Consider the following 26,923-nt stretch of genomic DNA (forward strand, 5'->3'; position numbering starts at 1 on the left):
ATTAAAGGCGGAAAAAAACTCCCAACAGCACGTCCGAATCGTATTAACGAAGAGATTCGTGCAACTGAAATCCGTGTTACTGGCATTGACGGTGAACAACTTGGTGTAATGAGTGTGCGTGACGCACTTGCCAAAGCGGAAGAAGCTGGTGTTGATTTAGTTGAAATCAGCCCAAACGCAGAGCCACCAGTTTGTCGAATCATGGATTACGGCAAGTATCTTTATGAGAAGAGTAAATCTCAGAAAGAGCAGAAGAAGAAACAAAAAGTTGTTCAAGTGAAGGAAATTAAATTCCGTCCGGGAACAGATGAAGGGGACTACCAAGTTAAATTACGTAGCCTCATTCGTTTCTTAGAAGATGGTGATAAAGCGAAAATCACACTGCGTTTCCGTGGTCGTGAAATGGCTCACCAACAAATCGGTATGGAAATGCTTAACCGCATCAAGGCTGATTTGGAAGAGCTAGCTGTCGTTGAATCATTCCCTTCACGTATTGAAGGGCGCCAAATGATCATGGTGATGGGACCTAAGAAAAAATAATAGGTCATGATTAAGAACGCGAGTGGGGATTGCACCTCACTCGCGTTTTTTTATTGATAGACCCAGTTATTTACATGATCCTTAGTGAATAATTTGAATATCTGCTTGAGTAATCTCACAATAAGCAGTAAAATCCGCGGTCGAATCGCTTTGTAAAACTCGCCTTGTTCGAGTTAAAGCCAAAAAAGAATATCGCGTTTGGGTAATAAGTTGTTTAGAAAGACATTACCGAGACGCTTGCTTTAGAGAATGTAGCAAATCTCTTTATCCAGTTGGAGGAATGAAGTATTAAAGGCGGAAAAAGAATCCCATCAACACGACCAAATCGTATTAATGATGAAATTCGTGTTCCTGAAGTCCGTTTAACCGGTTTAGACGGCGAACAGTTAGGCATCATGAGCGCGCGCGAAGCGCTTGAAAAAGCTGAAGAAGCAGGTGTTGACCTCGTAGAAATCAGCCCAAATGCTGAACCGCCAGTTTGTCGTATTATGGATTACGGCAAATTCCTTTATGAGAAGAGCAAATCTCAAAAAGAACAGAAAAAGAAACAAAAAGTTGTTCAGGTGAAGGAAATTAAATTCCGCCCTGGTACAGATGAAGGTGATTATCAGGTCAAACTACGCAACCTGATTCGCTTTCTAGAAGATGGTGATAAAGCGAAAGTAACACTGCGTTTTCGTGGTCGTGAAATGGCTCACCAGCAAATCGGTATGGAAATGCTTAACCGCATCAAATCTGATTTGGAAGAGTTAGCATCTGTTGAATCATTCCCTTCGAAGATTGAAGGGCGTCAAATGATTATGGTGCTGGCACCGAAGAAGAAATAATTAGGCAACCAAGTAATAGTTTCACAGAAATGTGAGTATTATTCGCCTAATTAATTCGTAGTTAATCACAATGCGAAGTTGGAAATAAAAGAAATGCCAAAGATTAAAACTGTACGTGGCGCAGCAAAGCGCTTTAAAAAAACTGCAGGCGGTGGCTTTAAGCGTAAGCATGCAAACCTTCGTCACATTCTGACTAAAAAGTCTACTAAGCGTAAACGCCATTTACGTCCGAAAGGAATGGTATCTAAGGGCGATCTGGGTCTGGTTGTTGCTTGCCTGCCTTACGCATAAGTAAACATTTAGTTAATTAAGAATAAAGACGATAGGAGATAGCTATGGCTCGCGCAAAACGTGGTGTAATCGCACGTGCACGTCACAAAAAAATCATGAAACAGGCGAAAGGTTACTATGGTGCACGTTCACGTGTTTACCGCGTAGCGTTTCAAGCGGTAATCAAAGCTGGTCAATATGCTTACCGTGACCGCCGTCAACGTAAACGTCAGTTCCGTCAACTGTGGATCGCGCGTATCAACGCTGCGGCTCGTCAGAACGGCCTGTCTTACAGCCGTTTCATCAATGGCTTGAAAAAAGCTTCAATTGAAATCGACCGTAAGATCTTAGCAGACATCGCAGTTTTCGATAAAGCAGCATTCACTGCTTTAGTTGAAAAAGCAAAAGGCGCTTTAGCTTAATGTTTGCTTGAAGAGAGGAAGGAAACTTCCTCTTTTCATTTATAATATTTGTATTAGAAATCAGCTTGTGTTAATACTTTCAGTCAATATTAGCCACTTTAAACCTGTATTTTTGAGATTCTTTTAATGAACAACGTTATTTTTCGTTTCTTTTTTTACTTTAGCACCTGAATCTCGGGGGTTTTTGCGTATAGCGAGTAGAATAGAAACGAAAAGTTACGCTAAAGCCTCCGTCAGGAGGCTTTTTTGTTTTTGGTTTGATAGAAAATACAGTAAAATCAGTCAGGTATTCACATCTTATTAATATGATTTGTGATGATAAATTTAGTGAATAACTAGCAAAAGACCGAGTGGTCATAAAGGGGAAACAATGCCACATCTCGCTGAATTGGTTGCACAGGCAAAAGCAGCCATTGAACAGGCCCAAGATGTTGCGACGTTAGAGTCAGTGCGTGTTGAATTTTTAGGCAAAAGCGGCCACTTCACACTCCAGATGAAAACGTTGCGTGATCTGCCTGCGGATGAACGCCCAGCAGCAGGGGCTGTGATTAATGAAGCTAAAGTCCAAGTTCAAGATGCACTGAACGCCCGTAAAGATGCAATGCAAGCCGATATTCTGAATGCACGTTTAGCATCAGAAAAAATCGACGTTTCATTACCGGGTCGCCGTATGGAAAATGGTGGATTACACCCAGTAACTCGCACCATTCAGCGAATTGAAGAATTTTTTGGTGAATTAGGCTTCTCTGTTGAGACAGGACCTGAAATCGAAGATGACTACCATAACTTTGATGCACTGAATATTCCTGCTCATCACCCAGCGCGTGCTGATCACGATACTTTCTGGTTTGATGCGAAACGTTTATTACGTACCCAAACATCGGGTGTACAGATCCGTACGATGAATGGTCAGCAACCACCTATTCGCATCATTGCGCCAGGTCGCGTTTATCGTAATGACTACGACCAGACTCACACCCCAATGTTCCACCAAACTGAAGGCCTGATTGTTGATAAAGACATTAGCTTTACCAACTTAAAAGGTACACTTCATGACTTCCTGAACAACTTCTTTGAAGAAGAAGTCCAAGTTCGTTTCCGTCCATCCTATTTCCCGTTCACTGAGCCTTCTGCTGAAGTTGATGTTATGGGTAAAAACGGTAAATGGCTGGAAGTATTAGGCTGCGGTATGGTGCACCCTAATGTATTACGCAATGTTGGTATTGACCCTGAGGTCTACTCTGGATTTGCATTTGGTATGGGAATGGAGCGTTTAACCATGTTGCGTTATGGCGTTTCTGACCTTCGTGCATTCTTCGAAAACGATCTTCGTTTCCTCAAACAGTTTAAATAAGGCGGGTCTATCTCATGAAATTCAGTGAACTATGGTTACGCGAATGGGTGAACCCGGCGGTAAGTAGTGAAGAATTATCAGACCAGATCACAATGGCGGGTCTGGAAGTTGATGGTGTTGAAACCGTTGCGGGTCAATTCCACGGCGTTGTTGTGGGTGAAGTTGTTGAATGTGGACAACACCCTAACGCAGATAAATTGCGTGTCACGAAAGTGAATGTTGGCGGCGATCGCTTATTAGATATCGTATGTGGCGCACCAAACTGTCGCCAAGGCCTACGTGTTGCTGTGGCAACCGTCGGCGCTGTATTGCCAGGTGATTTCAAGATTAAAGCTGCGAAATTACGTGGCGAACCGTCTGAAGGCATGCTGTGCTCATACTCTGAGCTAGGTATTTCTGATGATCACAGTGGCATTATTGAGTTACCGCAAGACGCTATTATCGGTACTGACATCCGTGAATACCTAAAATTAGATGATCACGCGATTGAAATCAGCATTACACCAAACCGTGCAGATTGCTTAAGTATCTTAGGTGTAGCGCGTGATGTCGCGGTTATCAATAAATTAGATTTAGTTGAACCTGCAATCAGCCCAGTGGCAAGTACAATTAAAGACACATTCCCAATTCGTGTTGAAGCGCCTGCTGCATGTCCACGTTTCTTAGGTCGTGTTATCAAAGATATCGATGTTAGCGCACCTACGCCAATGTGGATGAAAGAAAAACTGCGTCGTGGCGGTGTTCGTTCCATCGATGCCGTGGTTGATATCACAAACTATGTTCTGTTGGAATTAGGTCAGCCACAACACGCTTATGATTTAGATCGTTTAAATGGCGCAATCGTTGTGCGCATGGCGAAAGATGAAGAGAAGCTAGTCCTGTTAGACGGTACTGAAGCGACTTTGAAATCTGATACGCTGGTTATTGCCGATGAAACTAAAGCTTTGGGTATCGCGGGCATCTTTGGTGGCGAGCACTCAGGTGTTAACACTGAAACCAAAAATATTCTATTAGAGTGTGCATTCTTCGAACCACTGGCTATTACTGGCCGTGCTCGTAATTACGGTCTGCACACTGATGCTTCACACCGTTTTGAACGTGGTGTTGACTCACAACTGCAATTTAAAGCGATGGAGCGTGCTACCGCGTTGATCGTCGAAATTTGTGGTGGCGAAGTTGGCGACATCATTGATGTTTCTAGCGAAGCACATTTACCTAAACAGGCAAATATTAAGCTAACGCGTAAAAAATTAGACCGTTTAATCGGTCATGTGATTGCAGATGAAACTGTGACCGATATTCTGACGCGTTTAGGTTGCCAAGTACAAGTTTCAGCAGATTGCTGGGATGTAGTGGCACCAAGCTGGCGTTTCGATATGCAAATCGAAGAAGATTTAGTTGAAGAAGTCGCTCGCGTATACGGATATAACAATATCCCAGACGTACCACTGCGCGCTGATTTGATTATGACTGATCATAAAGAAGCTAATTTACCGCTGAAACGTATTAAAGCGATGTTAGTTGACCGTGGTTATCAAGAAGCGATTACTTACAGCTTCGTAGACCCTAAAATTCAGAGCCTGTTACACCCGCAGGAAGAAGTGCTTTCCCTGCCAAATCCAATTTCAGCTGACATGTCTGCAATGCGCTTGTCTCTGTTGACTGGTTTATTAGGCACTGTGGTCTATAATCAAAATCGTCAACAAAACAGAATTCGTTTATTTGAGACAGGTCTACGCTTTACGCCTGATAATCAAGCAGAATATGGTATTCGTCAGGAAAACATGCTGGCGGGTGTGATCACGGGCAACAAATTCGATGAACATTGGTCATTAGATAAACAAGTTGTTGACTTCTTTGATTTAAAAGGTGATCTTGAAGCTGTTTTTGAATTGACTGGAAAACTAAATCAAATTACATTTAAATCAGAAGCACATCCAGCACTGCATCCTGGGCAAAGTGCTGGGATTTATCTGGAAAATGAACATATTGGCTTTATCGGTGTTGTTCACCCAGAACTAGAACGTAAACTCGATTTAAATGGTCGTACAGTCGTGTTTGAAGTTCGTACTGATGCAATCGCACAGCGTGTTATTCCAGAAGCGAAAGCGATTTCGCGTTATCCGTCGAACCGTCGTGACATTGCTGTGGTTGTGCCAGAAACTGTAGCAGCTGCCGAAGTTTTAGCAGAATGTAAAAAAGTTGGCATAAATCATATAGTTGGCATAAACTTATTTGATGTGTATTGTGGTGAGGGGATAGCAGAGGGTTATAAGAGTCTCGCTATCAGTCTCGTCTTCCAAGATACCCAGCGTACCATGGAAGAAGAAGAGATTACCGCGACCGTTGATCTGTGTGTTGCTGCGTTAAAACAGCGATTCCAAGCCTCCTTGAGGGACTAAACTTATGGCGCTTACTAAAGCTGAAATGTCAGAAAATTTGTTTGAAAAACTAGGTGTTAGCAAACGTGATGCGAAAGACCTTGTTGAAACTTTCTTTGAAGAGGTTCGCCTTTCCTTAGAAAACGGTGAGCAAGTTAAATTATCTGGATTCGGTAACTTTGATTTACGTGATAAAAATCAACGTCCCGGTCGTAACCCTAAAACTGGGGAAGATATTCCAATCACTGCTCGTCGTGTTGTTACTTTCCGCCCAGGCCAAAAATTAAAAAGCCGTGTGGAAAAAGCAACGCCAAAAGAGTAATCCTATTCTCTGAATAGCAGAGTAATAAAAAAGACCGCCTAGGCGGTCTTTGTTTTTAAGTAAAAGACACTTTTTAAGTACGGTGAAATGGACTTTTCTCTTGGTGGATTAACGCGGCAATATAACTTTCAGCTAGCTTAGTCGCTTCAGCTTCTTTTCGGAGCTCAGTAAGAGAATCCTGGCTATTATGTTGCGGAGTGTTGCTTGTGTTTATCAAGTGCGGCGCGAAAATTACAGCTAAATTTCTGATGGACATTTTATGGGATGCTTCATCATTGGAAATAAGAGCACAAAAGCGAGTAACAAGCTGTAATGTTAATGGTGGTGGTGCCAGGCGATTTAATGCACTGTAGATCCTATTGTCACAGTTTTTTAAAATCGAAAGGGCTCTATTTTTTAATTGTTCATTACTTTTAATTTGTTGGGTCACATCTTCTTTATTTTTTACTGCATCAGCACAGGCTTGTAAGTCATCAAATGAAATATCTGATTTGAAGTCGATGTTGCGCGTTTTTCTGAGTGATTCTCCGGCTATTTTTTTAAACGCGCTGGCTAATGTTGTTAAAGGGTAGTGCTCTAGTTGTGTAAGATGATAATGAGCGCTTTTTGGGTCATTTATCTTATTAACGAGTTCGCTAACGGCATTTTTGCTGCCTTCAGTACGAAATATACCTTCACTTTTTGAATACTCGTTATGCTTAAGAATCATACTACCTAGCAGGTTAATGGCACGGTTTTTCTCTCTATCTATGTCAGAGAGACGATCATAATTATTAATAAGCTCCACATTGCTTTGTTGCAATTTATCGGCTTCTTTTTTTTGTGTTTTTTCTGCTCGCTGGGCTTTATGTCGAGCAATCATGTGTAATGCAGCTGCGCGTGCAGCATCGACTCGAGGATTTCCGGTTAAACCCGCTTTGGGAATGATGTCATCTTGAGGCAATAAATTTTTTGCGGAAGTTTCATCTGCAAAGGAAACCGCGCGTGGTGATGTCCCCTTGTTCTGAAGGCTAGTCATAACAAAGGGTTCATCTGAAACGGTTTTTTTCTTGCTTGCTTGTTTGCTTTGGCAACTAAAAAGTAAAGAGAAAAAGCTAGTAAATGATTGAGTTACTTTTTTTAGCGATGTTTTAAAATGGCCGCTAGCCTTATTCTCAGTTTGGTCAGTCTCTTTTATGTTGTTTGCAGAGAGTTGCGGTTTAGAAAAGAAGCTAACTATGTTTGGTTTCATATGTAAACCTTTATTATGGTTAAGAGTAGAAGTAAAAGTAAAATTAAAATTGGCAGCAGTTTAAATTTTTTCTTATGCTCTCTCTTATATAAAACGCGCTTATTTTTTAATAAAAGATAATTATTGTAAATGTAATGACTATTCCCTTGAAAAACTTACAAAAAAAACAACATCAATCCGATATGGGTTTGATTGTTTTGTTGTTACTGAGTCTTTGTATCATTGCAATGCTATCGCTCAGTGCAGGGGAAATTTGGTATTGGCCAAACCAATGGATGGATGATTCTGCACAATTATTTGTCTGGCAAATTCGCTTACCTCGACTCCTTGCAGTTATCACCATTGGCGCATCATTGGCAGTAACGGGTGCCATCATGCAAGCGTTATTTGAAAACCCATTAGCGGAACCCGGATTGCTAGGGATCAGTAATGGTGCTGGAGTTGCGGTTGTTTTTACCATATTGCTCTCATCAGGCATTACCTATTATTGGCTAGTTAGCATAAGTGCCATTATCGGTGCTTTAGTGCTCACGGGCGTTTTACTCTATTTTGCTCGCCATCAACATTTGAATAACGCCAGCTTATTATTAGTTGGCGTTGCGCTTGGCGTGATCAGCGGTGCGTGCATGACATGGATGGTCTACATGAGCAGTAATTTAGATTTACGCCAATTACTGTATTGGATGATGGGTAGTTTCAGCGGTGTAGATTGGCGTCAAATAGAATTAGTCATTGCCTGCCTCCCATTTTTATTTTGGGTAATAGCTCAGGGACGAATTTTAAATTATTTATTACTGGGTGATATTCAAGCCTATCAATTGGGTATTTCTACGCATCGCTGGCGATTAATATTAATTATCATTACCGGAATATTAATTGGGCTCAGTGTGGCAATTGCGGGGGCAATTAGTTTTATAGGATTAGTGATCCCCCACATATTAAGGCTAAGTGGGATCACCGATAACCGTTTTTTATTACCAGCCTGTGCAATTGCTGGGGCGCTATGCTTATTAATTGCAGATTTGTTGTCCCGATTACTGATAGACAATGCTGAAATTCCGATTGGCGTGATTACCGCAACCTTGGGCGCCCCTATTTTTATTTATCTTCTCGTCAAAAATCATACATGGCGACAGTAATATGAATAAAACAGTGATGATTGAAACGCAAAATCTGAGTGTGGAAAACCGATTACGGGATATTAACCAGTCCGTTTTTGCAGGGGAGCAGATACACCTATTAGGTGCCAATGGGGCAGGAAAAAGCACATTACTTTCAGCGTTGAGTGGTTGCACATCATACACAGGAACGATTTTTTTTAATAATCTCAATCTGAAGGATTATGCTGTTCAGGATGTTGCAAGGTATCGTTCGTATCTCACACAGCAAACAGGAGTTTTGCCGAGTTTAAAAGTGTTTCAATACTTATCCTTGTTTATTGAGCTGCATGTTGTTCCGCCCACGATTTTTAGCGAGTTATGCGAAGATTTCCAACTTTCACCATTATTATCTAAGCCTATTAACCAATTATCTGGTGGGGAATGGCAGCGAATTCGGATTGTCGCTGTATTTTTACAGGTATGGGATAGGGACTGTTTGAGCGGAAAAATAATCTTATTTGATGAACCAATAAACAATTTAGATATTATTCAGCAAGGAATGCTAGATAAATGGGTGAAATGTTTTTGTCATTGCGCAGGAACAGTTATAATGAGTGGACATAATCTTAGTCATTCTTATAAAAATGCAAGTCGAATTTGGATGATGAAGAAAGGCGCAATTATCTATGCAGGTGAGCCTGACAATGTCATGACAGAAAGTCATTTGTCAGATGTATTTATGGCTGATATAAAACTCAATCAGAGCTCATCGAATAAAGTATGGCAAATTAACGATCATACTAATTAGCTAATCGTGTTCTTATTGCCCGTATCACGGCAATTATTGCAGTAATGATGACTGGTGTTGAGGTTCGGTTAAAGTAATTTTAACTAGAATATCCTATTCATAATGAAACTAGGCTACAAACAATATGAGCAATTTCCTTCCGTTTTCAAAACCAGCAATCGGGGATGAAGAGGTTAAGGCAGTAGAAAACGTTCTGCGTTCAGGCTGGATCACGACAGGCCCACAGAATCATCAATTAGAAGAAGATTTTTGCAAACGTTATGGTTGCAAGCATGCGATTGCCCTTGCATCGGCAACTGCTGGTATGCATGTTGTTTTGATGGCGCTGGGTATTGGTCCAGGCGATGAAGTTATCACTCCGTCACAAACATGGGTTTCAACTATCAATATGATTGAGTTGCTAGGTGCAACGCCAGTTATGATTGATGTTGATCGTGATACCCTTATGATTCAGCCAGAAGCGGTAGAAAAAGCCTTAACGAGCAAAACGAAAGCGATAATCCCTGTTCATTATGCTGGTGCTCCTTGTGATTTAGATGCCCTACGTGCCATCGCACAAAAAGCGGGCGTTTTCCTCATTGAAGATGCGGCTCATGCAGTCGGAACACGCTATAAAAATGAGTGGATTGGTGAGAAGGGCACGGCCATTTTTTCATTCCATGCCATCAAAAATGTGACCTGTGCGGAAGGTGGTTTAGTCGCTACTGACGACGATGCACTCGCTCAGCGTGTTCGCGCATTAAAATTTCATGGTTTAGGCGTCGATGCGTTTGATCGCCAAATGCAAGGTCGTAAACCGCAAGCCGAAGTGGTTGAGCCGGGTTTCAAATATAACCTATCTGATATTCATGCGGCGATTGCAGTAGTACAATTGTCCCGCGTTGAGCATTTAAACCAGCGTAGAGCTGAACTGACGGCACGCTACCGTGAGTTACTGAAAGACTCTCCATTACAGATGTTATCTGTGCCAGAATACCCACATTTACACGCCAACCACTTATTTATGGTGCGTGTTGATGAGTCAATATGTGGTATTGACCGCGATGCATTTATGGAGAAGTTGAAAGAGCATAACATTGGTACGGGGTTACATTTCCGTGCAGCTCATACGCAAAAATATTACCGCGAAAAATACCCAGAGCTGTCATTACCAGAATCAACATGGAATAGTGCAACGCTTTGCTCATTGCCTCTGTTCCCAGACATGACTGACGCGGATGTTGAACGGGTAGTGAGTGCGATTAATACAGTCCTTTTGGAGTCAAAATAGTGTCATTAGCTGATGAATTTGATGAGATTAAAAAAGTCTCAGTGGTAATCCCTGTTTATAACGAAGAGCAAAGTTTGCCTCAGCTGTTAGAACGTACGATTAAGTCCTGTAAACAACTGACTCAAGCTTATGAGTTAATTTTGGTTGATGATGGAAGTAGTGACCGTTCTGCAAAAATGTTGGTTGAAGCGGCTGAAAATCCAGATAACCATGTCATTGCGATCATTTTAAACCGCAACTATGGTCAACACTCTGCGATCATGGCGGGTTTCAATCAAGCGGATGGCGACTTAGTTATCACTCTCGATGCGGACTTACAAAACCCACCGGAAGAGATCCCTCGTTTAGTGCAAACAGCGGCTCAAGGCTATGATGTTGTTGGAACTCGTCGCGCTAACCGCCAAGATTCATGGTTCCGCAAAACGGCATCAAAAATGATCAATGCGATGATCACTAAGGCGACAGGTCGTTCAATGGGTGACTACGGTTGTATGCTGCGTGCCTATCGCCGTCACATCATTGAAGCCATGCTTCAATGCCATGAGCGCAGCACATTTATTCCTATTTTAGCGAATACATTTGCGCGTAGAACCATCGAAATTGATGTAGCGCATGCTGAACGCGAGTTTGGTGATTCAAAATACAGCTTTATGAAGCTGATTAATTTAATGTATGACTTATTAACTTGTTTAACGACTGCGCCTCTGCGTCTGTTAAGCGTGGTTGGTAGCATTATCGCTGCTGGTGGCTTTGTGCTAGCAGTGTTGTTAATTGTTTTACGTTTACTGTTCGGTGCGAGCTGGGCAGCTGACGGCGTATTTACACTGTTTGCGATACTCTTTATGTTTATCGGCGCGCAGTTTGTTGCTATGGGATTATTGGGCGAATACATCGGTAGGATTTATAATGATGTGCGCGCGAGACCTCGTTATTTTATTCAAAAAGTCGTCGGTGCAGACCTTAAAACCGACAAAAATCAGGAAGAAAACTAATGAAAGCTATTGTTTTTGCCTATCATGATATTGGCTGTGTAGGGATAAAAGCGCTTGAGAAAGCGGGTTTTGATATTCAGGCAGTATTTACTCACACTGATGATCCAAATGAAAACCACTTTTACTCTTCTGTAGCTCGTGTCAGTGCAGATATGGAACTTCCTGTTTTCGCTCCAGAAAACGTTAACCACCCACTGTGGATTGAACGTATTCGTGAGATGAAACCTGATGTGATTTTCTCTTTCTACTATCGCGATATGTTAAGCGAAGAACTGTTAGCATTAGCACCGAAAGGCGCTTTCAACCTGCATGGTTCTTTACTGCCTAAATACCGTGGTCGTGCACCAATCAACTGGGCACTGTTAAATGGTGAAAGCGAAACTGGCGTAACGCTGCACAAAATGGTCGCTAAAGCTGATGCTGGCGACATTGTAGCGCAAGAAAAAGTGGCTATCACGGACACTGATACTGCTCTGACGCTGCACGCTAAAGTTCGTGAAGCAGCGGAAGTTCTGTTAGACAAAACTTTGCCATTAATTGAAGCGGGCAGCTATAAAACTGTTGCTCAAGATGAGAGCCAAGCAAGCTACTTCGGTCGTCGTTGTGCTGATGACGGTCAAATCGACTGGAGCCGCAGCGCGAAAGAAATTAGCTGCCTGATCCGCGCAGTGACTGAACCATACCCAGGCGCGTTCACCTATTTAGGTGCACGTAAAATGATCGTATGGCGTGCGCGTGTATTAGACGATAACCAAGGTAAAGCTGCGGGTACCGTATTATCTAGCGACCCACTGCGTATTGCTTGTGGTCAAGGCGCACTGGAAATCGTTAGCGGTCAAAGCGAAACCGGTTTATACATGCAAGGCAACCGTCTAGCTAACGAAATGGGCATCGTGACTGATGTTCGCGTTGGTGCTAAACCAACTGCGCAAGTTAAGCGTCGTAAACGTGTTCTGATCTTAGGTGTGAACGGCTTTATCGGTAACCACTTAACTGAGCGTCTGTTACAAGATGACAACTACGATATCTATGGTATGGATATTGGTTCATCTGCAATTGAACGTTTCATTGGTAACCCTCGTTTCCACTTCATCGAAGGTGACGTAAGCATCCACACTGAATGGATTGAGTACCACATCAAAAAATGTGACGTTATTCTGCCACTGGTTGCTATCGCGACGCCAATCGAATATACCCGTAACCCACTGCGTGTATTCGAATTAGACTTCGAAGAAAACCTGAAAGTTGTTCGTTACTGCGTGAAATACAACAAACGCATCATCTTCCCATCCACTTCTGAAGTTTATGGTATGTGTGATGATAAAGAGTTTGATGAAGACGAATCTCGTCTGATCGTGGGTCCAATCAACAAACAACGTTGGATTTACTCTGTATCTAAACAGTTACTTGACCGAGTAATCTGGGCATACGGCGCGAAAGAAGGTCTGAAATTCACCTTATTCCGTCCATTTAACTGGATGGGTCCACGTTTAGACAGCCTGAACTCTGCGCGTATTGGTAGCTCACGTGCTATTACTCAGCTGATCCTGAACTTAGTTGAAGGTTCACCAATCAAGTTAGTCGATGGTGGTGCACAAAAACGCTGCTTCACAGATATCAAAGATGGTATCGAAGCACTGTTCCGCATCATTGAAAACAAAGACGGCAAATGTGATGGTCAAATCATCAACATCGGTAACCCAACTAACGAAGCAAGTATTCGTCAGTTAGCGGAAATGCTGTTAGAAAGCTTCGAAAAACACCCGGCTCGTAGCAAATTCCCTCCATTTGCTGGCTTCCGTGAAATCGAAAGCGCTAGCTACTATGGTCAAGGTTACCAAGACGTTGAGCATCGTAAACCAAGTGTTGAAAATGCACGTCGTTTACTTGACTGGGTTCCGACTATCGACATGAAAGATACCATTGAAGAAACATTAGACTTCTTCTTACAGGGTGCTGTAGAAGAGCTGGAAAGCAAAAAATAATGAAAAAAGTTGGCTTGAGAATCGATGTGGACACCTATCAAGGTACATTGAAAGGGGTTCCTCAATTACTTAAAGTGCTCAAAGAGCATGATATTCAGGCCAGCTTTTTCTTCAGTGTAGGACCCGATAATATGGGGCGCCATTTATGGCGCCTTTTGCGTCCTAAATTTCTGTGGAAAATGCTACGGTCAAATGCGGCATCTTTGTATGGTCTGGATATTTTACTGGCGGGTACTGCGTGGCCAGGTAAAAAAATCGCCAAAGATTTAGGCTATCTGATGAAACAGACCTTGGAAGCTGGGCACGAAGTCGGCTTACATGCATGGGATCATCAAGGATGGCAAGCCAAAGTGGCTAAATGGAGCGAGGCTCAACTCACTGAACAAGTGAAATTGGGTGTCGATGCATTGCAGCACGCGACAGGTCAACGAGTCACTTGTTCTGCGGTAGCAGGGTGGCGTGGTGACGAGCGTGTACTCGAAGTTAAACAAGGATTTAATTTTGACTACAACAGCGACTGCCGTGGAAAATTCCCATTTAGACCTATCTTACGTGATGGTTCATTGGGAACAGTGCAAATTCCTGTGACGTTACCGACCTACGATGAAGTCGTTGGTACAGTGGTAACAGACGAAGAATTTAATGATTTTATTCTTCAAGCAATTAAAGATGACCAAGGTGTTCCGGTTTATACTATCCATACGGAAGTGGAAGGAATGTCAAAGTCACAACAATTTTCACAATTATTGGAACGAATTAAGCAAGAAGAAATCCAATTCTGTACATTGAGTGAATTGTTGCCTGAAGACATCAATACGCTTCCAAAAGGAAGAGTGGTTCGCGCCCCATTCCCGGGACGAGAAGGTTGGCTGGGCTGCCAAGAAGAGGAATAAAATACCCATGTTGAATAACCGAGCGAGCAAAGTAGGAGCCTCTCTGCTGGCTCTTTTTTTTGTCTTGACCTATTTGCTGCCGTTAAACAGTCGTTTACTTTGGCAGCCGGATGAAACCCGTTATGCGGAAATCAGTCGCGAAATGCTACAACGCGGCGACTGGATCGTGCCGTACATGCTGGATATTCGTTACTTTGAGAAACCAGTAGCGGGGTATTGGATCAACAATATTAGCCAAATGATTTTTGGTGACACAAACTTTGCCGTTCGTTTTGGTTCTGTTTTCTGTATTTTATTGAGCACTCTGCTGGTTTACCGCATGGCAAAAATGATGTGGCGTAATAGCCATGTTGCTTATGTGGCAAGCTTTATCTACATCTCGATGTTCTTGGTGTTTGCCGTAGGGACATACAGCGTTCTCGACCCGATGCTATCGTTATGGATAGCCGCCAGTATGTTTTGTTGCTTATGGGCAATGAAGGCTCGAGAGGTTAAAACCAAACTCGCCGCGTGGGGCGCTCTTGGCTTGGCTTGCGGTATGGCATTTATGACTAAAGGCTTTTTAGCCTTAGCCATTCCCGTCATCGTGATGCTGCCTATCACCTTGTATCAAAAACGTTTCCTTGAAATGCTCAAATATGGTCCATTAGCGATTATCACTGCGGTGATCATTAGCTTGCCATGGGCATTGGCAATCGCCAAACAGGAACCGGATTACTGGAATTACTTCTTCTGGATTGAGCATGTGAAACGCTTTACGGCGGATGATGCTCAGCACGTCGCGCCATTCTGGTACTACATTCCGATTATTTTACTTGGGGCTATTCCGTGGATGGGCTTAGTACCTGGCGCATTAATTAAAGGATGGAAAGAGCGTAAATCTAGCCCAGATATGTTCTTTTTATTATGTTGGTTTGTGGCTCCGGTGATTTTCTTCAGTATTTCACGCGGGAAGCTACCAACTTACATGCTGCCATTTATGGCGCCATTAGCGCTGCTAATGGCGAAATATGGTGTGGATTGTGTGCGCAATGGCACCATGAAGGCATTGAAAGCCAACGGAATTATTAACATTGTTATCGGGATTGCCGCCGTGATAGCGGTAATTATCGTTAGCAGCGTGATCAAAAAGCCTCTCTATGAGCATGATGAATGGTCAAAAATGGTGCTGGGGGTTGTGGCGTTTTCCATTTGGGCGATCATCGGCTATCTCTGCACCGTATTAAATGCGAAATATTGGCTGTGGGCGGCATCTTGCTCATTGGCGGTCAGCTTATGTATTGGTAGTGCATTACCAAATAACACTATTGATTCGAAGTTACCGCAGAATTTTATTCATCAAAATCATGATCTCTTGATGAATAGCCAATATTTGATGGCAAGTAACGTCGGCGTAGCTGCGGGGCTGGCATGGGAAACCAAAAATTCCAATATTTATCTCTATAATAGCAGCGGTGAATTAACCTATGGCTTGGAATACCCAGACAGTGCGCATCGTTTGGTTAAACCAGATGAATTTGCGGCATGGCTGGCAAAAGCTCGCCAAGAAGGCCAGGTTACCGTGGTGTTCTTGTTAGGTAAAAAAGAAGGGTTGCCAGACATTCCGAAGCCGGATGAAGTCATTAAGAATTCCCGTATGGCAATAGTGGTTTACCATAAACAATGATAGCGCAATTACTTCTGTTACTCCTTGTCAGTGTATTGACTTGCATTGGGCAAATTGCCCAAAAGCAAGCCGTTGTAACTTGGCAAGGAGACAAACATAATAAAGCCGCATCTGCCATTCGTTGGCTGATGCTGGCGGTATTAATGCTGGGATTGGGGATGCTGTTTTGGCTAAAGTTATTGGAAACAATGCCACTCAGTATTGCTTACCCGATGCTCAGTATTAATTTTGTCTTAGTCACATTGATAGGGCAATTTGTCTACCATGAGCAAACTGGACTAAACCATTGGCTCGGAGTTGCCTCAATCATGATAGGAATACTACTGATGAGTATAAGTGTATGAATAAAGGATACTTATGGGTACTCGGTAGTGCGCTATTAGTCACCGTCGCACAACTCAGCCTGAAAGCGGGGGTTGTGGAGCTACCTTCATTCACGTTGGGTTGGCACTGGTTACAGCTAGAATGGCTGGCAGATAATGCGGTAAGTTTGGGGACTATCTTTGTTGGGTTAGTCTGCTATGCACTATCGATGCTGTGCTGGCTATTTGCATTAAAATATATTGCGCTCAATAAAGCTTACCCACTTATCAGCCTCAGCTATGTGTTTGTTTACATATTGGCGGTGGTGTTGCCATGGTTCAATGAACCCGCAACGGTGTTAAAAGCGGCGGGGATTGCATTTATTCTGTTAGGCGTATGGCTGATCAGTCGACCTTCTAAGCCTTTAACGAAAAAAGCTAAATAGCATCAGATAATTAGCCTTAGGTGTTTGTTTTTTATGCGCTGCACTGTTGTTTATTGTATATTATAGTCTCGCGTATTAAGATATCACTTAAGGTTATTATTTTGTGGTTATCTATGCCCGCTGGTTATCTATAAGGTACGCTATGATAGTGAATCTCAAATACCTACCATTGCTGTGTTGCCTCGTGCTGATTGGTTGCTCTTCATCCGTAAAACGGACGTCAGCACCGCCAATGAAAACCCAATTGTCTGATCCTATAATGACTATCGCTCAGCTCAAAGACCAACTGAGCCAGTGGTATGGCACGCCGTATCACTATGGCGGCATGAGCCAAAATGGTGTGGATTGTTCGGGTTTTGTCTATCGAACATTCAGCGATCGCTTTGCGATTGAAGTCCCGCGTACGACGGTTGACCAAACACGTTTAGGTACGCGCATTGATAAATCGGATTTAATGCCGGGTGACCTTGTATTCTTTAAAACGGGATCAGGGGAAAACGGCCTGCATGTTGGGATTTACGATACTGACAACACCTTTATTCATGCATCGACCAGTAAAGGTGTGATGCGTTCATCGATGGATAATAGCTATTGGCGAAAAGTGTTTTGGCAGGCGCGGCGCATCTAATTTCGCTTCATTCCTCATTAATTCCTCAATGATTATGCTATCTTAGGGGCAAGTTTTGCTTTTAGGATAGCCGAATGTCTACATTACGTTTATTTATCTCTGAATCCTTCGATCCTTGGTTTAATTTAGCGGTTGAAGAGACTATTTTTCGCCAAATGTCAGCTAACCAACGCGTGATGTTCCTATGGCGTAATGCCGATACGGTGGTCATCGGGCGCGCTCAAAACCCATGGAAAGAGTGTAACACCCGTAAAATGGAACAAGATAATGTTCGGTTAGCGCGTCGTAGTAGTGGTGGCGGGGCTGTATTTCAAGATTTAGGCAATACCTGCTTTACCTTTATGGCAGGGAAACCGGAATATGATAAAACCATTTCAACTCAAATTATTGTGGATGGGCTGGCAAAAGTCGGGATCCACGCTGAAATTTCGGGGCGCAATGATTTAGTCCTCGAAACTGAAAATGGTCCACGAAAAATATCAGGCTCAGCCTACCGTGAAACTAAAGATCGTGGCTTCCACCACGGTACTTTACTGATTAATACCGATTTAAGTCGATTAGCAAATTACCTCAATCCTGATCCTAAAAAACTGCAAGCCAAAGGGATCACCTCAGTACGTTCTCGCGTTGCCAATTTAAATGAGCTAGTACCTGATATTTCCCATGAAAAAGTGTGCGAAGGGATCATAAATAGCTTCTTTAGCTATTATGGTGAAACCGTCGAGCCAGAATATATCTCACCAGAGAAACTCCCTGATTTACCTAATTTTGCAGAGACATTTGCGAAGCAAAGTAGTTGGGAATGGAACTTTGGGCAAGCGCCTGCTTTTAGTCATATGGCGGATACTCGATTCCCATGGGGCGGTATTGAGTTTCATTTTGATATTGAAAAAGGCGTGATCACGCGTTGCCAATTTTTCACCGACAGTCTCGAACCATCCCCATTGGAATGGTTAAGCCAGCAATTGGTGGGACAAGTTTATCGAGCGGAAACCATCCGTCAGTTAATGACTCAAATGAAGACGCAGTGGCCTGCATTGGCTGAACAGTTTGCAGATTTAGAAAATTGGCTCGTTAACGAGCTGAGATAAAAAAAGAGCCGATAATTATCGGCTCAAAATATAGATTTCGTTGGAATGGGTGTTTGAGGGTGTAACGAAAATCTAATGCGCGCTTAATGATGGCAATTGCAAGTCATAAAAGTTTTGCATTCTGGTAATTCACCCGCTTGACGGAATTTAGCAGGGGTAGTATCAAAATGTTTCTTGAAAATACGCGTAAATGTGGCTTGAGAGCTAAAGCCATATTGCAACGCGATATCTAGAATAGGTAAGTTGCCTTCACGTAATGATTTAGCAGCTTCTAGCAGGCGACGTTTACGAACATACTCGCCTAGCGTGCAGCCTTTAAGCTCTTTAAATACACGCTGTAAATGCCATTTCGAATATCCGCTTTTATCCGCGATAGTATCGATTTTGATGCCTTCATTGCGTTGTAATTGGCTTTCAAGCCATCTAATGATTTCATTGACTACACTTTCTGACATATCTACCTCCTACTCTAGTAGGCTATTGTTCATTAATAACTAATAATAACTCATGAAATTATGGTCTATTCTTCCTTTTTTTCCGATATATCGATAGGCTAATCGTGCGGTTTTTGAATGAGAATAACTATTGTTACGATAGTTTTCATTGAAATGCGAAAAACTAAACATACACTGATGAATGTTAAAATGTATTTAAATACAGTTGGTTATGTTTGTTTTCATGGTTAAAAATAGGCTTGTTTAGCTTGCCAATAGACTTGTTCAAATTTATTGTTGGTGCTGTTCTATTTTATTAACCAAGTAAATTATTGAATTTTTATTTGATGTAATTATGAGCAAAGTAACTCAAGGTAATATAACAATTAACAGGAAATTCCGAGGTAAATTGTTTTCTTAACAATAGTGGGATGTATTGAAAGGTTCATTTACCCATGAAATTTAAGATTGGGATAAATGAACCTGATTTCAATATGTAGTTACTGATTAATTACCACTGATAATTCACATTCCAATAAAAATTACGACCTTCCTGCGGTACGCCCATAGAAGAGACATAGTCTCTATCAAATGCATTCTTCAGGGTCAGGGTGGTATTTAGCCCTTTGACAAATTGGTCGGCTTTGTAGTTTACGTAAAAATCATGAACGCCATAACCTGCATATTGAATCACTTCACGGTGTTTGCGATCTAACCCGTTCTCTGTATTTTGGTTCGATGATTGATATTGTGAGTTCCCCATGAATTTAGTTTTTGCGGTAAATTCACCAAACCAACCCACGTTGACGCCACTGTTTGCAATTGGTGCATTGAAACGCATTATCAGTGTTTCAGGGCGAATGGACGATAGGGAATAATGCGTATCATCTTCTCGTCCGTCAGTGATATTGTGGTTGATATTGACGTCAAACCACTCATTTGAATATCGAATATGGCTATCAAACCCGGATATCGTTGCAGATGGAATATTCTCCAAGAATATTTGCGATGGGAACCAGTTTCCACTGACCTTCTTAAAATTACCGCCGGTCACGATGTGATTTTTTGACTTTGTATGGAAATAAGTTGAGCCAATTTGCAGTTCATCGCCCTGCAAAACAAAATTATCAAAACTGAAAACAAATCCAGCCTCAACCGTTTTATTTGTCTCTGGTTTTAAATCGGGAGATGGGCGGAAATCAGAGACAAGACCGAGTATGGGAACAGTAAAATGGTTGGAGTTATTGTAGAGTTCAGAGAGACGTGGGGCACGATAACTTTCGGCATAGGATGAATGTAACTTGACCCAACTCGTTGGTGTGACGGTAGCGGCAAAACGTGATGACCAATTGTTGTGCTGCTGTTTGCCAACATTTTCACGCGCAGTTTTGTAATGGGTAAAACGGGTTCCCGCAGACAAAGTCACAGGTATACTTTTTAGGCTTACATCATTGATTAACCACGCAGAAGCATTCGAAATCTCAGCTGGAGGGTAGCTTATAGCGTATTCATTAGACACTTGATGTTGCTGAACATAATCAACTCCGCTTTGAACGTGATGGCTTAAACGTGGCGTATGTATGGAGAAGTCATTAGAAAACTGACTTCCATAGGTGTATTGATTACGTGTTTCGGTATCATAACTGTATGACGTAAAAATGTTTGATTTTTTCTGTAAATCTAATTGTGAAAGATGAAGGTTGGTGTAGTAAATCGACCAATTTGCCTGCCAATTCAATGGATTATCAGGTGTGAAATTTTGGTCAATGATAATGTCTTTTTGTATGGTTTCCCTCTGATGCGGGGAGTTTTTAAATTTAGGTTGACGGGTGTCAATGACCTCGGGTTGCTTCAAGTCAATGGCATCATTGCGGTATTCTTTGTACTGCAAACCAATAGAATAGGCCGGAAGCGCATACCACGTTGTTTTGAGTAACCAGTTATGCACGGATTCATGATGGTCATACTTATTAGAGACAGGAGAGCTAGTGAGCTGTTTTTTCCGTTGAGTGTAACTGATGACGCCATCTAGTGGACCTAAATGCCCTAAAAGCGTGGCTCCCGCATGATAGCTGTGGTCGTTACGATTCATTCCGCTGAATAAACGACCACCAAATTTTTGGTCAGGCTCAAGAATATCCGATGGCGTTAACGTTTTGATGGAAATAGCTCCAGCCAGTGCGCCGCTTCCATGTTGTACAGAAGATGCGCCTTTATGAATATAAGCTTTACTGATCAATGATGGATCAATGAAGGTGGCATCAAATAAGCCTGAATAAAAATCTTGGGGAACATTATCCACCATAATTTTTACGCCACGTGAATCGTAGCCTCGCATCTGCACTGACTGCCCATAGGTACTACCTGCTCCAGTCACAAAAATACCCGCTTGACCCTTTAATAAATCGAGAGCAGATGAGGCAGTTTGTTGTTCTGGTGCTGTAGTATCAATGACCTCAAATTGTTCGGCAACAGCAAATTTTTCGTTATTTAGAGGGGTAGAGGTTACGTGGATCACGTCGTTAGCGGCTAAGGTCATGGTACTGAACCCAGTCATAGCAAGGGCGACGGTTAATGTTGATAAAGAAAATGCTTTGCTGTGTGAAGCATCTAAAGTTGATGCTGATCTCAATGTAAACGCCATTAGGAAATCCTTTCCTGAGTAATATGATTCTGGCTACCGAGATAATAAAAAATTATCTTGGGTGGCTTATAGTTAAAAACGAGAATCATTATCGTTAATAAAATGGCTGTATCAAGTATTTTTTAGTTAATAATGCCGCTTTATTTAAAATAATGGGTTAATTATTTCATTGAATGAATATGTTTGTGGTGAGTGATTTGGGCGGGGAATGAAAATAAGCGCTTTAGATTGAAAATAAGCCAAAGCGCAGGGGGCATTTTTGGATGAAAAAGGTTATTTAAAGCGGAAGTTAACTGCGTCAGCCAGTATTTCAATCAATTGTTCAGTGTCTTCCCAGCCTAAACATGGATCGGTAATCGATTGACCATAAACTAGAGGTTGGTCTGCACAGATTTTTTGATTGCCTTCTTTTAAGAAGCTTTCTGCCATTACACCACTAATTGCTGTGGAGCCTTGCTTAATTTGTTGAGCAATATCTTGCGCCACATCTAATTGGCGACGATGAATTTTCTGGCAGTTACCATGGCTGAAGTCCACCACTAAATGCTCAGCTAAACCAAATTCATTTAATTTTTCACAAGCTTGTGAAATGTACTGCGCTTCATAGTTAGGCTTCTTGCCACCACGCATAATGATATGCCCATGAGGGTTACCACTGGTTTGGTAGATTGTCATCTGCCCGCTCTTATCTGGTGATAAAAACATATGCTGCGCTTTGGCGGCACGAATAGCATCAATAGCGATATTGATATTACCATCGGTACCATTTTTAAAACCAACAGGGCAGGAGAGCGCTGATGCCATTTCACGATGGATCTGGCTTTCGGTGGTACGAGCGCCAATCGCTCCCCAGCTAATTAAGTCAGCAATATATTGTCCTGTCACCATGTCGAGGAATTCAGTAGCGGTTGCTAATCCTAATTGATTAACTTCAATCAAAAGCTTGCGCGCTAAACGAATGCCGGTGTTCACTTGGCATGAATTATCAAGATGCGGGTCAGAAATTAAGCCTTTCCAGCCCACAACGGTACGCGGTTTTTCAAAATAGGTGCGCATGACAATTTCTAAGCGATCTTGATATTTTTGACGTAACGTATTTAGCTTATTAGCGTATTCAATTGCGGCATCAATGTCATGAATAGAGCAAGGACCTACAATCACCAGCAAACGCGGGTCTTCACCGGATAGGATCTTTTCAATTCGTTTGCGTGACGCTGTCACGTTATCGGCGATTGCTTGGGATATCGGAAATTCCTCAGCGAGTGTTTGTGGCGTAATTAAACTGTCCACTCGCTGAGTTCGTAACTCATCTGTTTTATGCATTTTGTTTCTCAAAACTTTTACTCGGCTGGGCCATTTCGTACAGCCGTATTAGTGACTAAGGTCACAATAAACGAAACTGGCTCAAATTCAAACCACCAACTTGGGTTGAATGAATAATTTTTTATATTTTATTTTGCTAAAAAATACGACGCTGTAATCCCATCGTATCAATCACTTTGGCTGAAATTTCTTCAACAGAGTAGTTGGTAGTATTTAAGTAATTGATTTTATTCTGCCTAAATAAAGCTTCTACTTCAGCAATTTCAATACGACACTGGCGAAGCGAGGCATAACGGCTGTTTTCTCTGCGTTCTTCACGAATTGCGGCAAGACGTTCAGGACTGATAGTTAAACCAAAAAGTTTATGGGTATAGGGACGTAATGCGGCAGGCAGCTGTAAATTGTCCATATCATCGGCAGTGAATGGGTAGTTGGCAGCTTGTATGCCAAATTGCATTGCTAAATATAAGCTTGTTGGTGTTTTACCGCAGCGAGAGACACCGATTAAGATTACTTGCGCTTGTTCAAGGTTACGTAATGAAATGCCATCATCGTGAGCGAGGGTATATTCAATTGCTGCAATACGGGCATCATACTGATTCATATTCTGCATGGATAACCCGTGAGTACGATTGAGTTTTGGCTCCGGTTCTAATCCGACTTCTCGCTGTATTGGGGCGACCAAACTTTGTACGATATCCTGACAAAAGCCCGCGCTTTGAGTGATGATTTCTTTGACTTCTGGGGAAATTATTGAATAAAACACCAGCGGCCGAAGGTCTGTTTCAGCATAGATAGTGTCAATTTTTTGTTTAATTTCAAGCGCTCGTGCTTGTGTAGTAACGAACGGTAAGGTGTAAGAAATAAAGGATAATGGGAATTGAGATAAGACGGCATGCCCTAACGTTTCAGCCGTGATTGCGGTGCCATCAGAGATGAAAAAAACGGTACGTTGAACTTGGCTGGCATTTTTACTCATAGAATTTAATTCGCTCATAACTGGCTTCTTTTTATCGTGTTTTTTCTGAGTTTCGGAAAATATTGTAAGTGAATAAACATTTAAAAATCATTTCTGGGGGGAAGTATAGACAAATTTTGAACAATTTTTAGAACAAAAAAATTTTATTAATTGATGGAACGATTCACCAGTCCATCTTCCCATAACGTCTGTGCTAGTCTATTCGCGAGGCGAATTTTCGCCAACGAGATTTTTTACGATTTGTTGTCTGTCACTAAATTGCTATAAAAGGATCGCTTTCAATGTCCACAAATGGCCTTACTCCGTGTAATGTACTTTGGTATAACCAATTAGGGATGAACGATGTTGACCGTGTTGGAGGCAAAAACGCTTCCCTCGGTGAAATGATCACCAACTTGTCCGATCTTGGTGTATCCGTACCAAACGGTTTTGCGACAACCGCACAGGCGTTTAATGATTTTCTGGAGCAGAGCGGTGTAAACCAGCGTATTTACAACCTGCTAGATGAAACGGATATTGATGATGTGAACCAACTGGCGGCAGCCGGTGCTCAGATCCGCCAATGGGTGATTGATACCCCATTGACGCAAGCATTAGAGCAGGATATTCGTGAAGCTTTCCTTCAATTGTCTGAAGGTGAAGCAGAAGCGTCATTCGCTGTTCGCTCATCAGCAACCGCTGAAGATATGCCTGATGCCTCATTTGCTGGGCAGCAAGAGACATTCCTCAACGTTCAAGGGATTGATGCGGTATTGGTTGCCATTAAACATGTATTTGCGTCGCTGTTTAATGACCGTGCTATTTCTTACCGTGTACACCAAGGCTACGATCATCGTGGCGTCGCGTTATCTGCGGGTGTACAACGAATGGTGCGTTCTGACCTCGCTTCTTCCGGCGTTATGTTTACTATCGATACTGAATCTGGTTTTGACCAAGTCGTGTTTATTACCTCCGCATATGGTCTCGGCGAGATGGTTGTACAGGGTGCGGTAAACCCAGATGAGTTCTATGTCCATAAACCAACCCTACAAAATAATAAGCCTGCGATTGTACGTCGTACATTAGGCTCTAAAAAATTGCAGATGGTCTATGCCGACAGTAAAGAGCACGGTAAACAAGTGAAGATTGAAGATGTGCCAGAAGCACTACGCAATCGTTTCTCTTTAGCCGATCACGAAGTGGAAGAGCTGGCTCGCCAAGCTTTACAGATCGAAAAACACTACGGTCGTCCAATGGATATCGAATGGGCAAAAGATGGTCATAATGGTCGTCTGTATATTGTTCAAGCGCGTCCGGAAACCGTTCGTTCTAACCAACAGGTTATGGAGCGTTATAAACTGAAAGACCGAGGGCAGGTCTTAGTTGAAGGTCGTGCAATCGGTCATCGCATTGGCGCAGGTTCGGTTAAAGTCATCCATAACTTAAGTGAGATGGATAGAATTCAGCCGGGTGACGTATTAGTGACGGACATGACGGACCCCGATTGGGAACCTATCATGAAAAAAGCCGCTGCTATCGTGACAAACCGTGGCGGTCGTACTTGTCATGCGGCGATCATCGCGCGTGAGCTTGGTATCCCTGCTGTTGTTGGTTGTGGTGATGCAACTGAACGCCTGAAAGAAGACCAAGAAGTCACGATTTCTTGTTCTGAAGGGGATACTGGCTTTGTTTATGACGGTAAATTGGAGTTTGAAATCCACAGTTCAGAAGTGAACGACATGCCTGATTTGAACGTCAAAATCATGATGAACGTGGGTAACCCAGACCGTGCATTTGATTTTGCGTGTTTACCAAACGAAGGTGTCGGCTTAGCAAGACTCGAATTTATCATCAACCGTATGATCGGTGTTCACCCAAGAGCGCTGTTAGAGTTCGATGCTCAGACGCCAGAATTACAAGCAGAAATCCGCAATATGATGGTCGGCTATGATGACCCTGTTGAATTTTACGTTAGCAAGCTGACGGAAGGGATTTCAACACTCGCCGCGGCATTCTGGCCAAAACGCGTGATCGTGCGTTTATCTGACTTTAAATCCAATGAATATGCCAACCTCGTTGGTGGCGATAGATATGAGCCTGAAGAAGAGAACCCAATGCTGGGCTTCCGCGGGGCGGGGCGTTATGTGTCAGATAGCTTCCGTGCATGTTTTGCGCTGGAGTGTGACGCTGTTAAACGTGTTCGTAATAAGATGGGCCTGACTAACGTTGAAGTGATGATCCCGTTTGTTCGCACAGTAGCACAAGCCGAATCTGTGGTTGCTGAGCTGGCAAAACATGACCTGAAACGTGGTGAGAATGGCTTAAAAGTGATTATGATGTGTGAAATCCCATCTAACGCACTGTTAGCTGACCAGTTCCTTGAGCATTTTGATGGCTTCTCCATTGGTTCTAACGACATGACTCAGTTAACCCTCGGTCTTGATAGAGACTCTGGTGTTGTATCTGAATTGTTTGATGAACGTAATGATGCGGTTAAGGCAATGTTGTCAATGGCAATTAAGGCTGCGAAGCGTCAGAACAAATATGTCGGTATTTGTGGGCAAGGCCCATCAGATCACCAAGATTTCGCACAATGGCTGGTGGATGAGGGCATTGATAGCCTATCGTTGAACCCAGACACAGTAGTGCACACTTGGCTAACAATCGCTGGAAATCAATAATTTAATTATTCATTTTTAGATTGTTCATTATAAGAAGGTCGGTAAATAATTATTATTTGCCGACCTTTGTTTATATATAGAGACAACCTATTACAGCGATAGAATTAAACTCAATGTAAGTTTAATTTACGTAAATATTCATAATATATTATTCAGATTTTCAGCAAAATAAAACTATAGTCTCATAAATGGATTCGTTATTAATGTTAAATAAAAAGTTATTAAATAATTAAAACCATTAAATCCATTACTCTAATTATGCGTAATTACGTATAGAGAGAGTAATTAGAATATTATAATGATATATGTAATGTAGGAGCGGAGTGTGGGGGATGTAGAGATAAAAAAAAAGCCT

General features: G+C 42.3%; 25 protein-coding genes and 1 other annotated feature. Of the genes, 20 read left to right on the plus strand and 5 right to left on the minus strand.

All coding sequences use genetic code 11. The features are described 5' to 3' along the window. The 8 genes from infC (ACY3ZI_RS08860) to ihfA all read left to right on the plus strand — a co-directional run bounded on the left by infC (ACY3ZI_RS08860) (position 1) and on the right by ihfA (position 6,116). Positions 1 to 540, plus strand: coding sequence for a translation initiation factor IF-3 (infC, locus tag ACY3ZI_RS08860; RefSeq protein WP_071992134.1), 540 nt, complete (start codon positions 1 to 3; stop codon positions 538 to 540). Between the two features lie 287 nt (positions 541 to 827). After that, on the plus strand, positions 828 to 1,367 hold the full coding sequence (infC, locus tag ACY3ZI_RS08865; protein WP_071992133.1) for a translation initiation factor IF-3: 540 nt from the start codon (positions 828 to 830) through the stop codon (positions 1,365 to 1,367). Positions 1,368 to 1,460: 93 nt separating this feature from the next. Then, on the plus strand, positions 1,461 to 1,658 hold the full coding sequence (gene rpmI / locus ACY3ZI_RS08870) for a 50S ribosomal protein L35 (protein WP_004263702.1): 198 nt from the start codon (positions 1,461 to 1,463) through the stop codon (positions 1,656 to 1,658). Between the two features lie 44 nt (positions 1,659 to 1,702). Continuing rightward, a complete protein-coding gene (rplT, locus tag ACY3ZI_RS08875) occupies positions 1,703 to 2,059 on the plus strand; it encodes a 50S ribosomal protein L20 (protein WP_006659451.1) in 357 nt (118 codons plus the stop codon). A gap of 120 nt (positions 2,060 to 2,179) precedes the next feature. Next, positions 2,180 to 2,310: a sequence feature (Phe leader region), on the plus strand. Then, entirely contained in the window at positions 2,186 to 2,230 is a 45-nt protein-coding gene (gene pheM / locus ACY3ZI_RS08880; protein ID WP_126437459.1) for a pheST operon leader peptide PheM, read from the plus strand. (Overlaps the previous feature by 45 nt.) Before the next feature lie 119 nt (positions 2,311 to 2,429). After that, the gene (gene pheS / locus ACY3ZI_RS08885) at positions 2,430 to 3,413 is read left to right on the plus strand and encodes a phenylalanine--tRNA ligase subunit alpha (RefSeq protein ID WP_036950469.1); all 984 of its coding nucleotides are present in this window, start codon (positions 2,430 to 2,432) and stop codon (positions 3,411 to 3,413) included. Positions 3,414 to 3,427: 14 nt separating this feature from the next. Continuing rightward, complete coding sequence (pheT, locus tag ACY3ZI_RS08890; protein ID WP_211885321.1) at positions 3,428 to 5,815, plus strand: phenylalanine--tRNA ligase subunit beta; 2,388 nt, start codon at positions 3,428 to 3,430, stop codon at positions 5,813 to 5,815. A gap of 4 nt (positions 5,816 to 5,819) precedes the next feature. Further along, entirely contained in the window at positions 5,820 to 6,116 is a 297-nt protein-coding gene (gene ihfA, locus ACY3ZI_RS08895) for an integration host factor subunit alpha (RefSeq protein WP_004263721.1), read from the plus strand. A 73-nt stretch (positions 6,117 to 6,189) separates the two neighbouring features. On the opposite strand, the gene ACY3ZI_RS08900 is transcribed toward ihfA, so the two are convergent. Continuing rightward, positions 6,190 to 7,347 carry a RhoGAP domain-containing protein gene (locus tag ACY3ZI_RS08900; protein WP_211885323.1) on the minus strand — a complete coding sequence of 386 codons (1,158 nt, stop codon included), beginning with the start codon at positions 7,345 to 7,347 and terminating at the stop codon, positions 6,190 to 6,192. A 134-nt stretch (positions 7,348 to 7,481) separates the two neighbouring features. On the opposite strand from ACY3ZI_RS08900, the gene btuC reads away from it, so the two are divergent. From btuC to lplA, 11 genes are all read left to right on the plus strand, one after another. Beyond that, complete coding sequence (gene btuC / locus ACY3ZI_RS08905) at positions 7,482 to 8,486, plus strand: vitamin B12 ABC transporter permease BtuC (protein ID WP_487377190.1); 1,005 nt, start codon at positions 7,482 to 7,484, stop codon at positions 8,484 to 8,486. Between the two features lies 1 nt (position 8,487). Further along, entirely contained in the window at positions 8,488 to 9,255 is a 768-nt protein-coding gene (locus ACY3ZI_RS08910; protein ID WP_211885333.1) for a vitamin B12 ABC transporter ATP-binding protein BtuD, read from the plus strand. A 124-nt stretch (positions 9,256 to 9,379) separates the two neighbouring features. Beyond that, entirely contained in the window at positions 9,380 to 10,525 is a 1,146-nt protein-coding gene (gene arnB / locus ACY3ZI_RS08915) for a UDP-4-amino-4-deoxy-L-arabinose aminotransferase (protein WP_211885335.1), read from the plus strand. Next, positions 10,525 to 11,517 (plus strand): undecaprenyl-phosphate 4-deoxy-4-formamido-L-arabinose transferase, encoded by a 993-nt coding sequence (arnC, locus tag ACY3ZI_RS08920; protein ID WP_036950457.1) that lies wholly within the window; start codon positions 10,525 to 10,527, stop codon positions 11,515 to 11,517. Before arnB ends, arnC begins: the two co-directional genes overlap by 1 nt. After that, positions 11,517 to 13,502: a bifunctional UDP-4-amino-4-deoxy-L-arabinose formyltransferase/UDP-glucuronic acid oxidase ArnA gene (gene arnA / locus ACY3ZI_RS08925; RefSeq protein WP_108479020.1), complete on the plus strand. Its 1,986-nt coding sequence runs from the start codon at positions 11,517 to 11,519 to the stop codon at positions 13,500 to 13,502. The genes arnC and arnA overlap by 1 nt, the downstream gene beginning before the upstream one ends. Then, positions 13,502 to 14,395 (plus strand): 4-deoxy-4-formamido-L-arabinose-phosphoundecaprenol deformylase, encoded by an 894-nt coding sequence (gene arnD, locus ACY3ZI_RS08930; protein ID WP_211885337.1) that lies wholly within the window; start codon positions 13,502 to 13,504, stop codon positions 14,393 to 14,395. Before arnA ends, arnD begins: the two co-directional genes overlap by 1 nt. 7 nt (positions 14,396 to 14,402) lie before the next feature. Beyond that, complete coding sequence (gene arnT / locus ACY3ZI_RS08935; protein ID WP_211885338.1) at positions 14,403 to 16,061, plus strand: lipid IV(A) 4-amino-4-deoxy-L-arabinosyltransferase; 1,659 nt, start codon at positions 14,403 to 14,405, stop codon at positions 16,059 to 16,061. Then, complete coding sequence (gene arnE, locus ACY3ZI_RS08940) at positions 16,058 to 16,405, plus strand: 4-amino-4-deoxy-L-arabinose-phosphoundecaprenol flippase subunit ArnE (protein ID WP_211885339.1); 348 nt, start codon at positions 16,058 to 16,060, stop codon at positions 16,403 to 16,405. The genes arnT and arnE overlap by 4 nt, the downstream gene beginning before the upstream one ends. Next, complete coding sequence (gene arnF, locus ACY3ZI_RS08945; RefSeq protein ID WP_211885340.1) at positions 16,402 to 16,809, plus strand: 4-amino-4-deoxy-L-arabinose-phosphoundecaprenol flippase subunit ArnF; 408 nt, start codon at positions 16,402 to 16,404, stop codon at positions 16,807 to 16,809. The genes arnE and arnF overlap by 4 nt, the downstream gene beginning before the upstream one ends. 142 nt (positions 16,810 to 16,951) lie before the next feature. After that, positions 16,952 to 17,437 (plus strand): C40 family peptidase, encoded by a 486-nt coding sequence (locus ACY3ZI_RS08950; protein WP_036950443.1) that lies wholly within the window; start codon positions 16,952 to 16,954, stop codon positions 17,435 to 17,437. Positions 17,438 to 17,511: 74 nt separating this feature from the next. After that, a complete protein-coding gene (gene lplA / locus ACY3ZI_RS08955; RefSeq protein ID WP_211885341.1) occupies positions 17,512 to 18,528 on the plus strand; it encodes a lipoate--protein ligase in 1,017 nt (338 codons plus the stop codon). Between the two features lie 83 nt (positions 18,529 to 18,611). Here lplA and ACY3ZI_RS08960 read toward each other — a convergent pair whose 3' ends face one another. The 4 genes from ACY3ZI_RS08960 to ppsR form a co-directional block, all read right to left on the minus strand. Continuing rightward, positions 18,612 to 18,983 (minus strand): helix-turn-helix domain-containing protein, encoded by a 372-nt coding sequence (locus ACY3ZI_RS08960; protein ID WP_006813273.1) that lies wholly within the window; start codon positions 18,981 to 18,983, stop codon positions 18,612 to 18,614. A 490-nt stretch (positions 18,984 to 19,473) separates the two neighbouring features. Next, positions 19,474 to 21,606: a TonB-dependent receptor domain-containing protein gene (locus ACY3ZI_RS08965; protein ID WP_487377195.1), complete on the minus strand. Its 2,133-nt coding sequence runs from the start codon at positions 21,604 to 21,606 to the stop codon at positions 19,474 to 19,476. Positions 21,607 to 21,879: 273 nt separating this feature from the next. Continuing rightward, positions 21,880 to 22,929, minus strand: a complete 1,050-nt coding sequence (locus tag ACY3ZI_RS08970) for a 3-deoxy-7-phosphoheptulonate synthase (protein ID WP_154599993.1) — start codon at positions 22,927 to 22,929, stop codon at positions 21,880 to 21,882. A gap of 136 nt (positions 22,930 to 23,065) precedes the next feature. Further along, positions 23,066 to 23,908: a posphoenolpyruvate synthetase regulatory kinase/phosphorylase PpsR gene (ppsR, locus tag ACY3ZI_RS08975; RefSeq protein WP_154604422.1), complete on the minus strand. Its 843-nt coding sequence runs from the start codon at positions 23,906 to 23,908 to the stop codon at positions 23,066 to 23,068. A 281-nt stretch (positions 23,909 to 24,189) separates the two neighbouring features. Here ppsR and ppsA point away from each other — a divergent pair, with 281 nt between their 5' ends. Continuing rightward, complete coding sequence (ppsA, locus tag ACY3ZI_RS08980) at positions 24,190 to 26,568, plus strand: phosphoenolpyruvate synthase (protein ID WP_211885343.1); 2,379 nt, start codon at positions 24,190 to 24,192, stop codon at positions 26,566 to 26,568. Positions 26,569 to 26,923 lie beyond the last annotated feature (355 nt).

The organism is Providencia sp. LY12, assembly GCF_057621555.1.

What these genes read in the sequence shown, in the direction of transcription:
- rpmI (WP_004263702.1), top strand. Translation starts at nt 1,461, where the DNA reads ATGCCAAAGATTAAAACTGTACGTGGCGCAGCAAAGCGCTTTAAAAAA.
- rplT (WP_006659451.1), top strand. Translation starts at nt 1,703, where the DNA reads ATGGCTCGCGCAAAACGTGGTGTAATCGCACGTGCACGTCACAAAAAA.
- pheS (WP_036950469.1), top strand. Translation starts at nt 2,430, where the DNA reads ATGCCACATCTCGCTGAATTGGTTGCACAGGCAAAAGCAGCCATTGAA.
- pheT (WP_211885321.1), top strand. Translation starts at nt 3,428, where the DNA reads ATGAAATTCAGTGAACTATGGTTACGCGAATGGGTGAACCCGGCGGTA.
- ihfA (WP_004263721.1), top strand. Translation starts at nt 5,820, where the DNA reads ATGGCGCTTACTAAAGCTGAAATGTCAGAAAATTTGTTTGAAAAACTA.
- ACY3ZI_RS08900 (WP_211885323.1), bottom strand. Translation starts at nt 7,347, where the DNA reads ATGAAACCAAACATAGTTAGCTTCTTTTCTAAACCGCAACTCTCTGCA.
- btuC (WP_487377190.1), top strand. Translation starts at nt 7,482, where the DNA reads ATGACTATTCCCTTGAAAAACTTACAAAAAAAACAACATCAATCCGAT.
- ACY3ZI_RS08910 (WP_211885333.1), top strand. Translation starts at nt 8,488, where the DNA reads ATGAATAAAACAGTGATGATTGAAACGCAAAATCTGAGTGTGGAAAAC.
- arnB (WP_211885335.1), top strand. Translation starts at nt 9,380, where the DNA reads ATGAGCAATTTCCTTCCGTTTTCAAAACCAGCAATCGGGGATGAAGAG.
- arnA (WP_108479020.1), top strand. Translation starts at nt 11,517, where the DNA reads ATGAAAGCTATTGTTTTTGCCTATCATGATATTGGCTGTGTAGGGATA.
- arnD (WP_211885337.1), top strand. Translation starts at nt 13,502, where the DNA reads ATGAAAAAAGTTGGCTTGAGAATCGATGTGGACACCTATCAAGGTACA.
- arnT (WP_211885338.1), top strand. Translation starts at nt 14,403, where the DNA reads ATGTTGAATAACCGAGCGAGCAAAGTAGGAGCCTCTCTGCTGGCTCTT.
- arnE (WP_211885339.1), top strand. Translation starts at nt 16,058, where the DNA reads ATGATAGCGCAATTACTTCTGTTACTCCTTGTCAGTGTATTGACTTGC.
- arnF (WP_211885340.1), top strand. Translation starts at nt 16,402, where the DNA reads ATGAATAAAGGATACTTATGGGTACTCGGTAGTGCGCTATTAGTCACC.
- ACY3ZI_RS08950 (WP_036950443.1), top strand. Translation starts at nt 16,952, where the DNA reads ATGATAGTGAATCTCAAATACCTACCATTGCTGTGTTGCCTCGTGCTG.
- lplA (WP_211885341.1), top strand. Translation starts at nt 17,512, where the DNA reads ATGTCTACATTACGTTTATTTATCTCTGAATCCTTCGATCCTTGGTTT.
- ACY3ZI_RS08960 (WP_006813273.1), bottom strand. Translation starts at nt 18,983, where the DNA reads ATGTCAGAAAGTGTAGTCAATGAAATCATTAGATGGCTTGAAAGCCAA.
- ACY3ZI_RS08965 (WP_487377195.1), bottom strand. Translation starts at nt 21,606, where the DNA reads ATGGCGTTTACATTGAGATCAGCATCAACTTTAGATGCTTCACACAGC.
- ACY3ZI_RS08970 (WP_154599993.1), bottom strand. Translation starts at nt 22,929, where the DNA reads ATGCATAAAACAGATGAGTTACGAACTCAGCGAGTGGACAGTTTAATT.
- ppsR (WP_154604422.1), bottom strand. Translation starts at nt 23,908, where the DNA reads ATGAGTAAAAATGCCAGCCAAGTTCAACGTACCGTTTTTTTCATCTCT.
- ppsA (WP_211885343.1), top strand. Translation starts at nt 24,190, where the DNA reads ATGTCCACAAATGGCCTTACTCCGTGTAATGTACTTTGGTATAACCAA.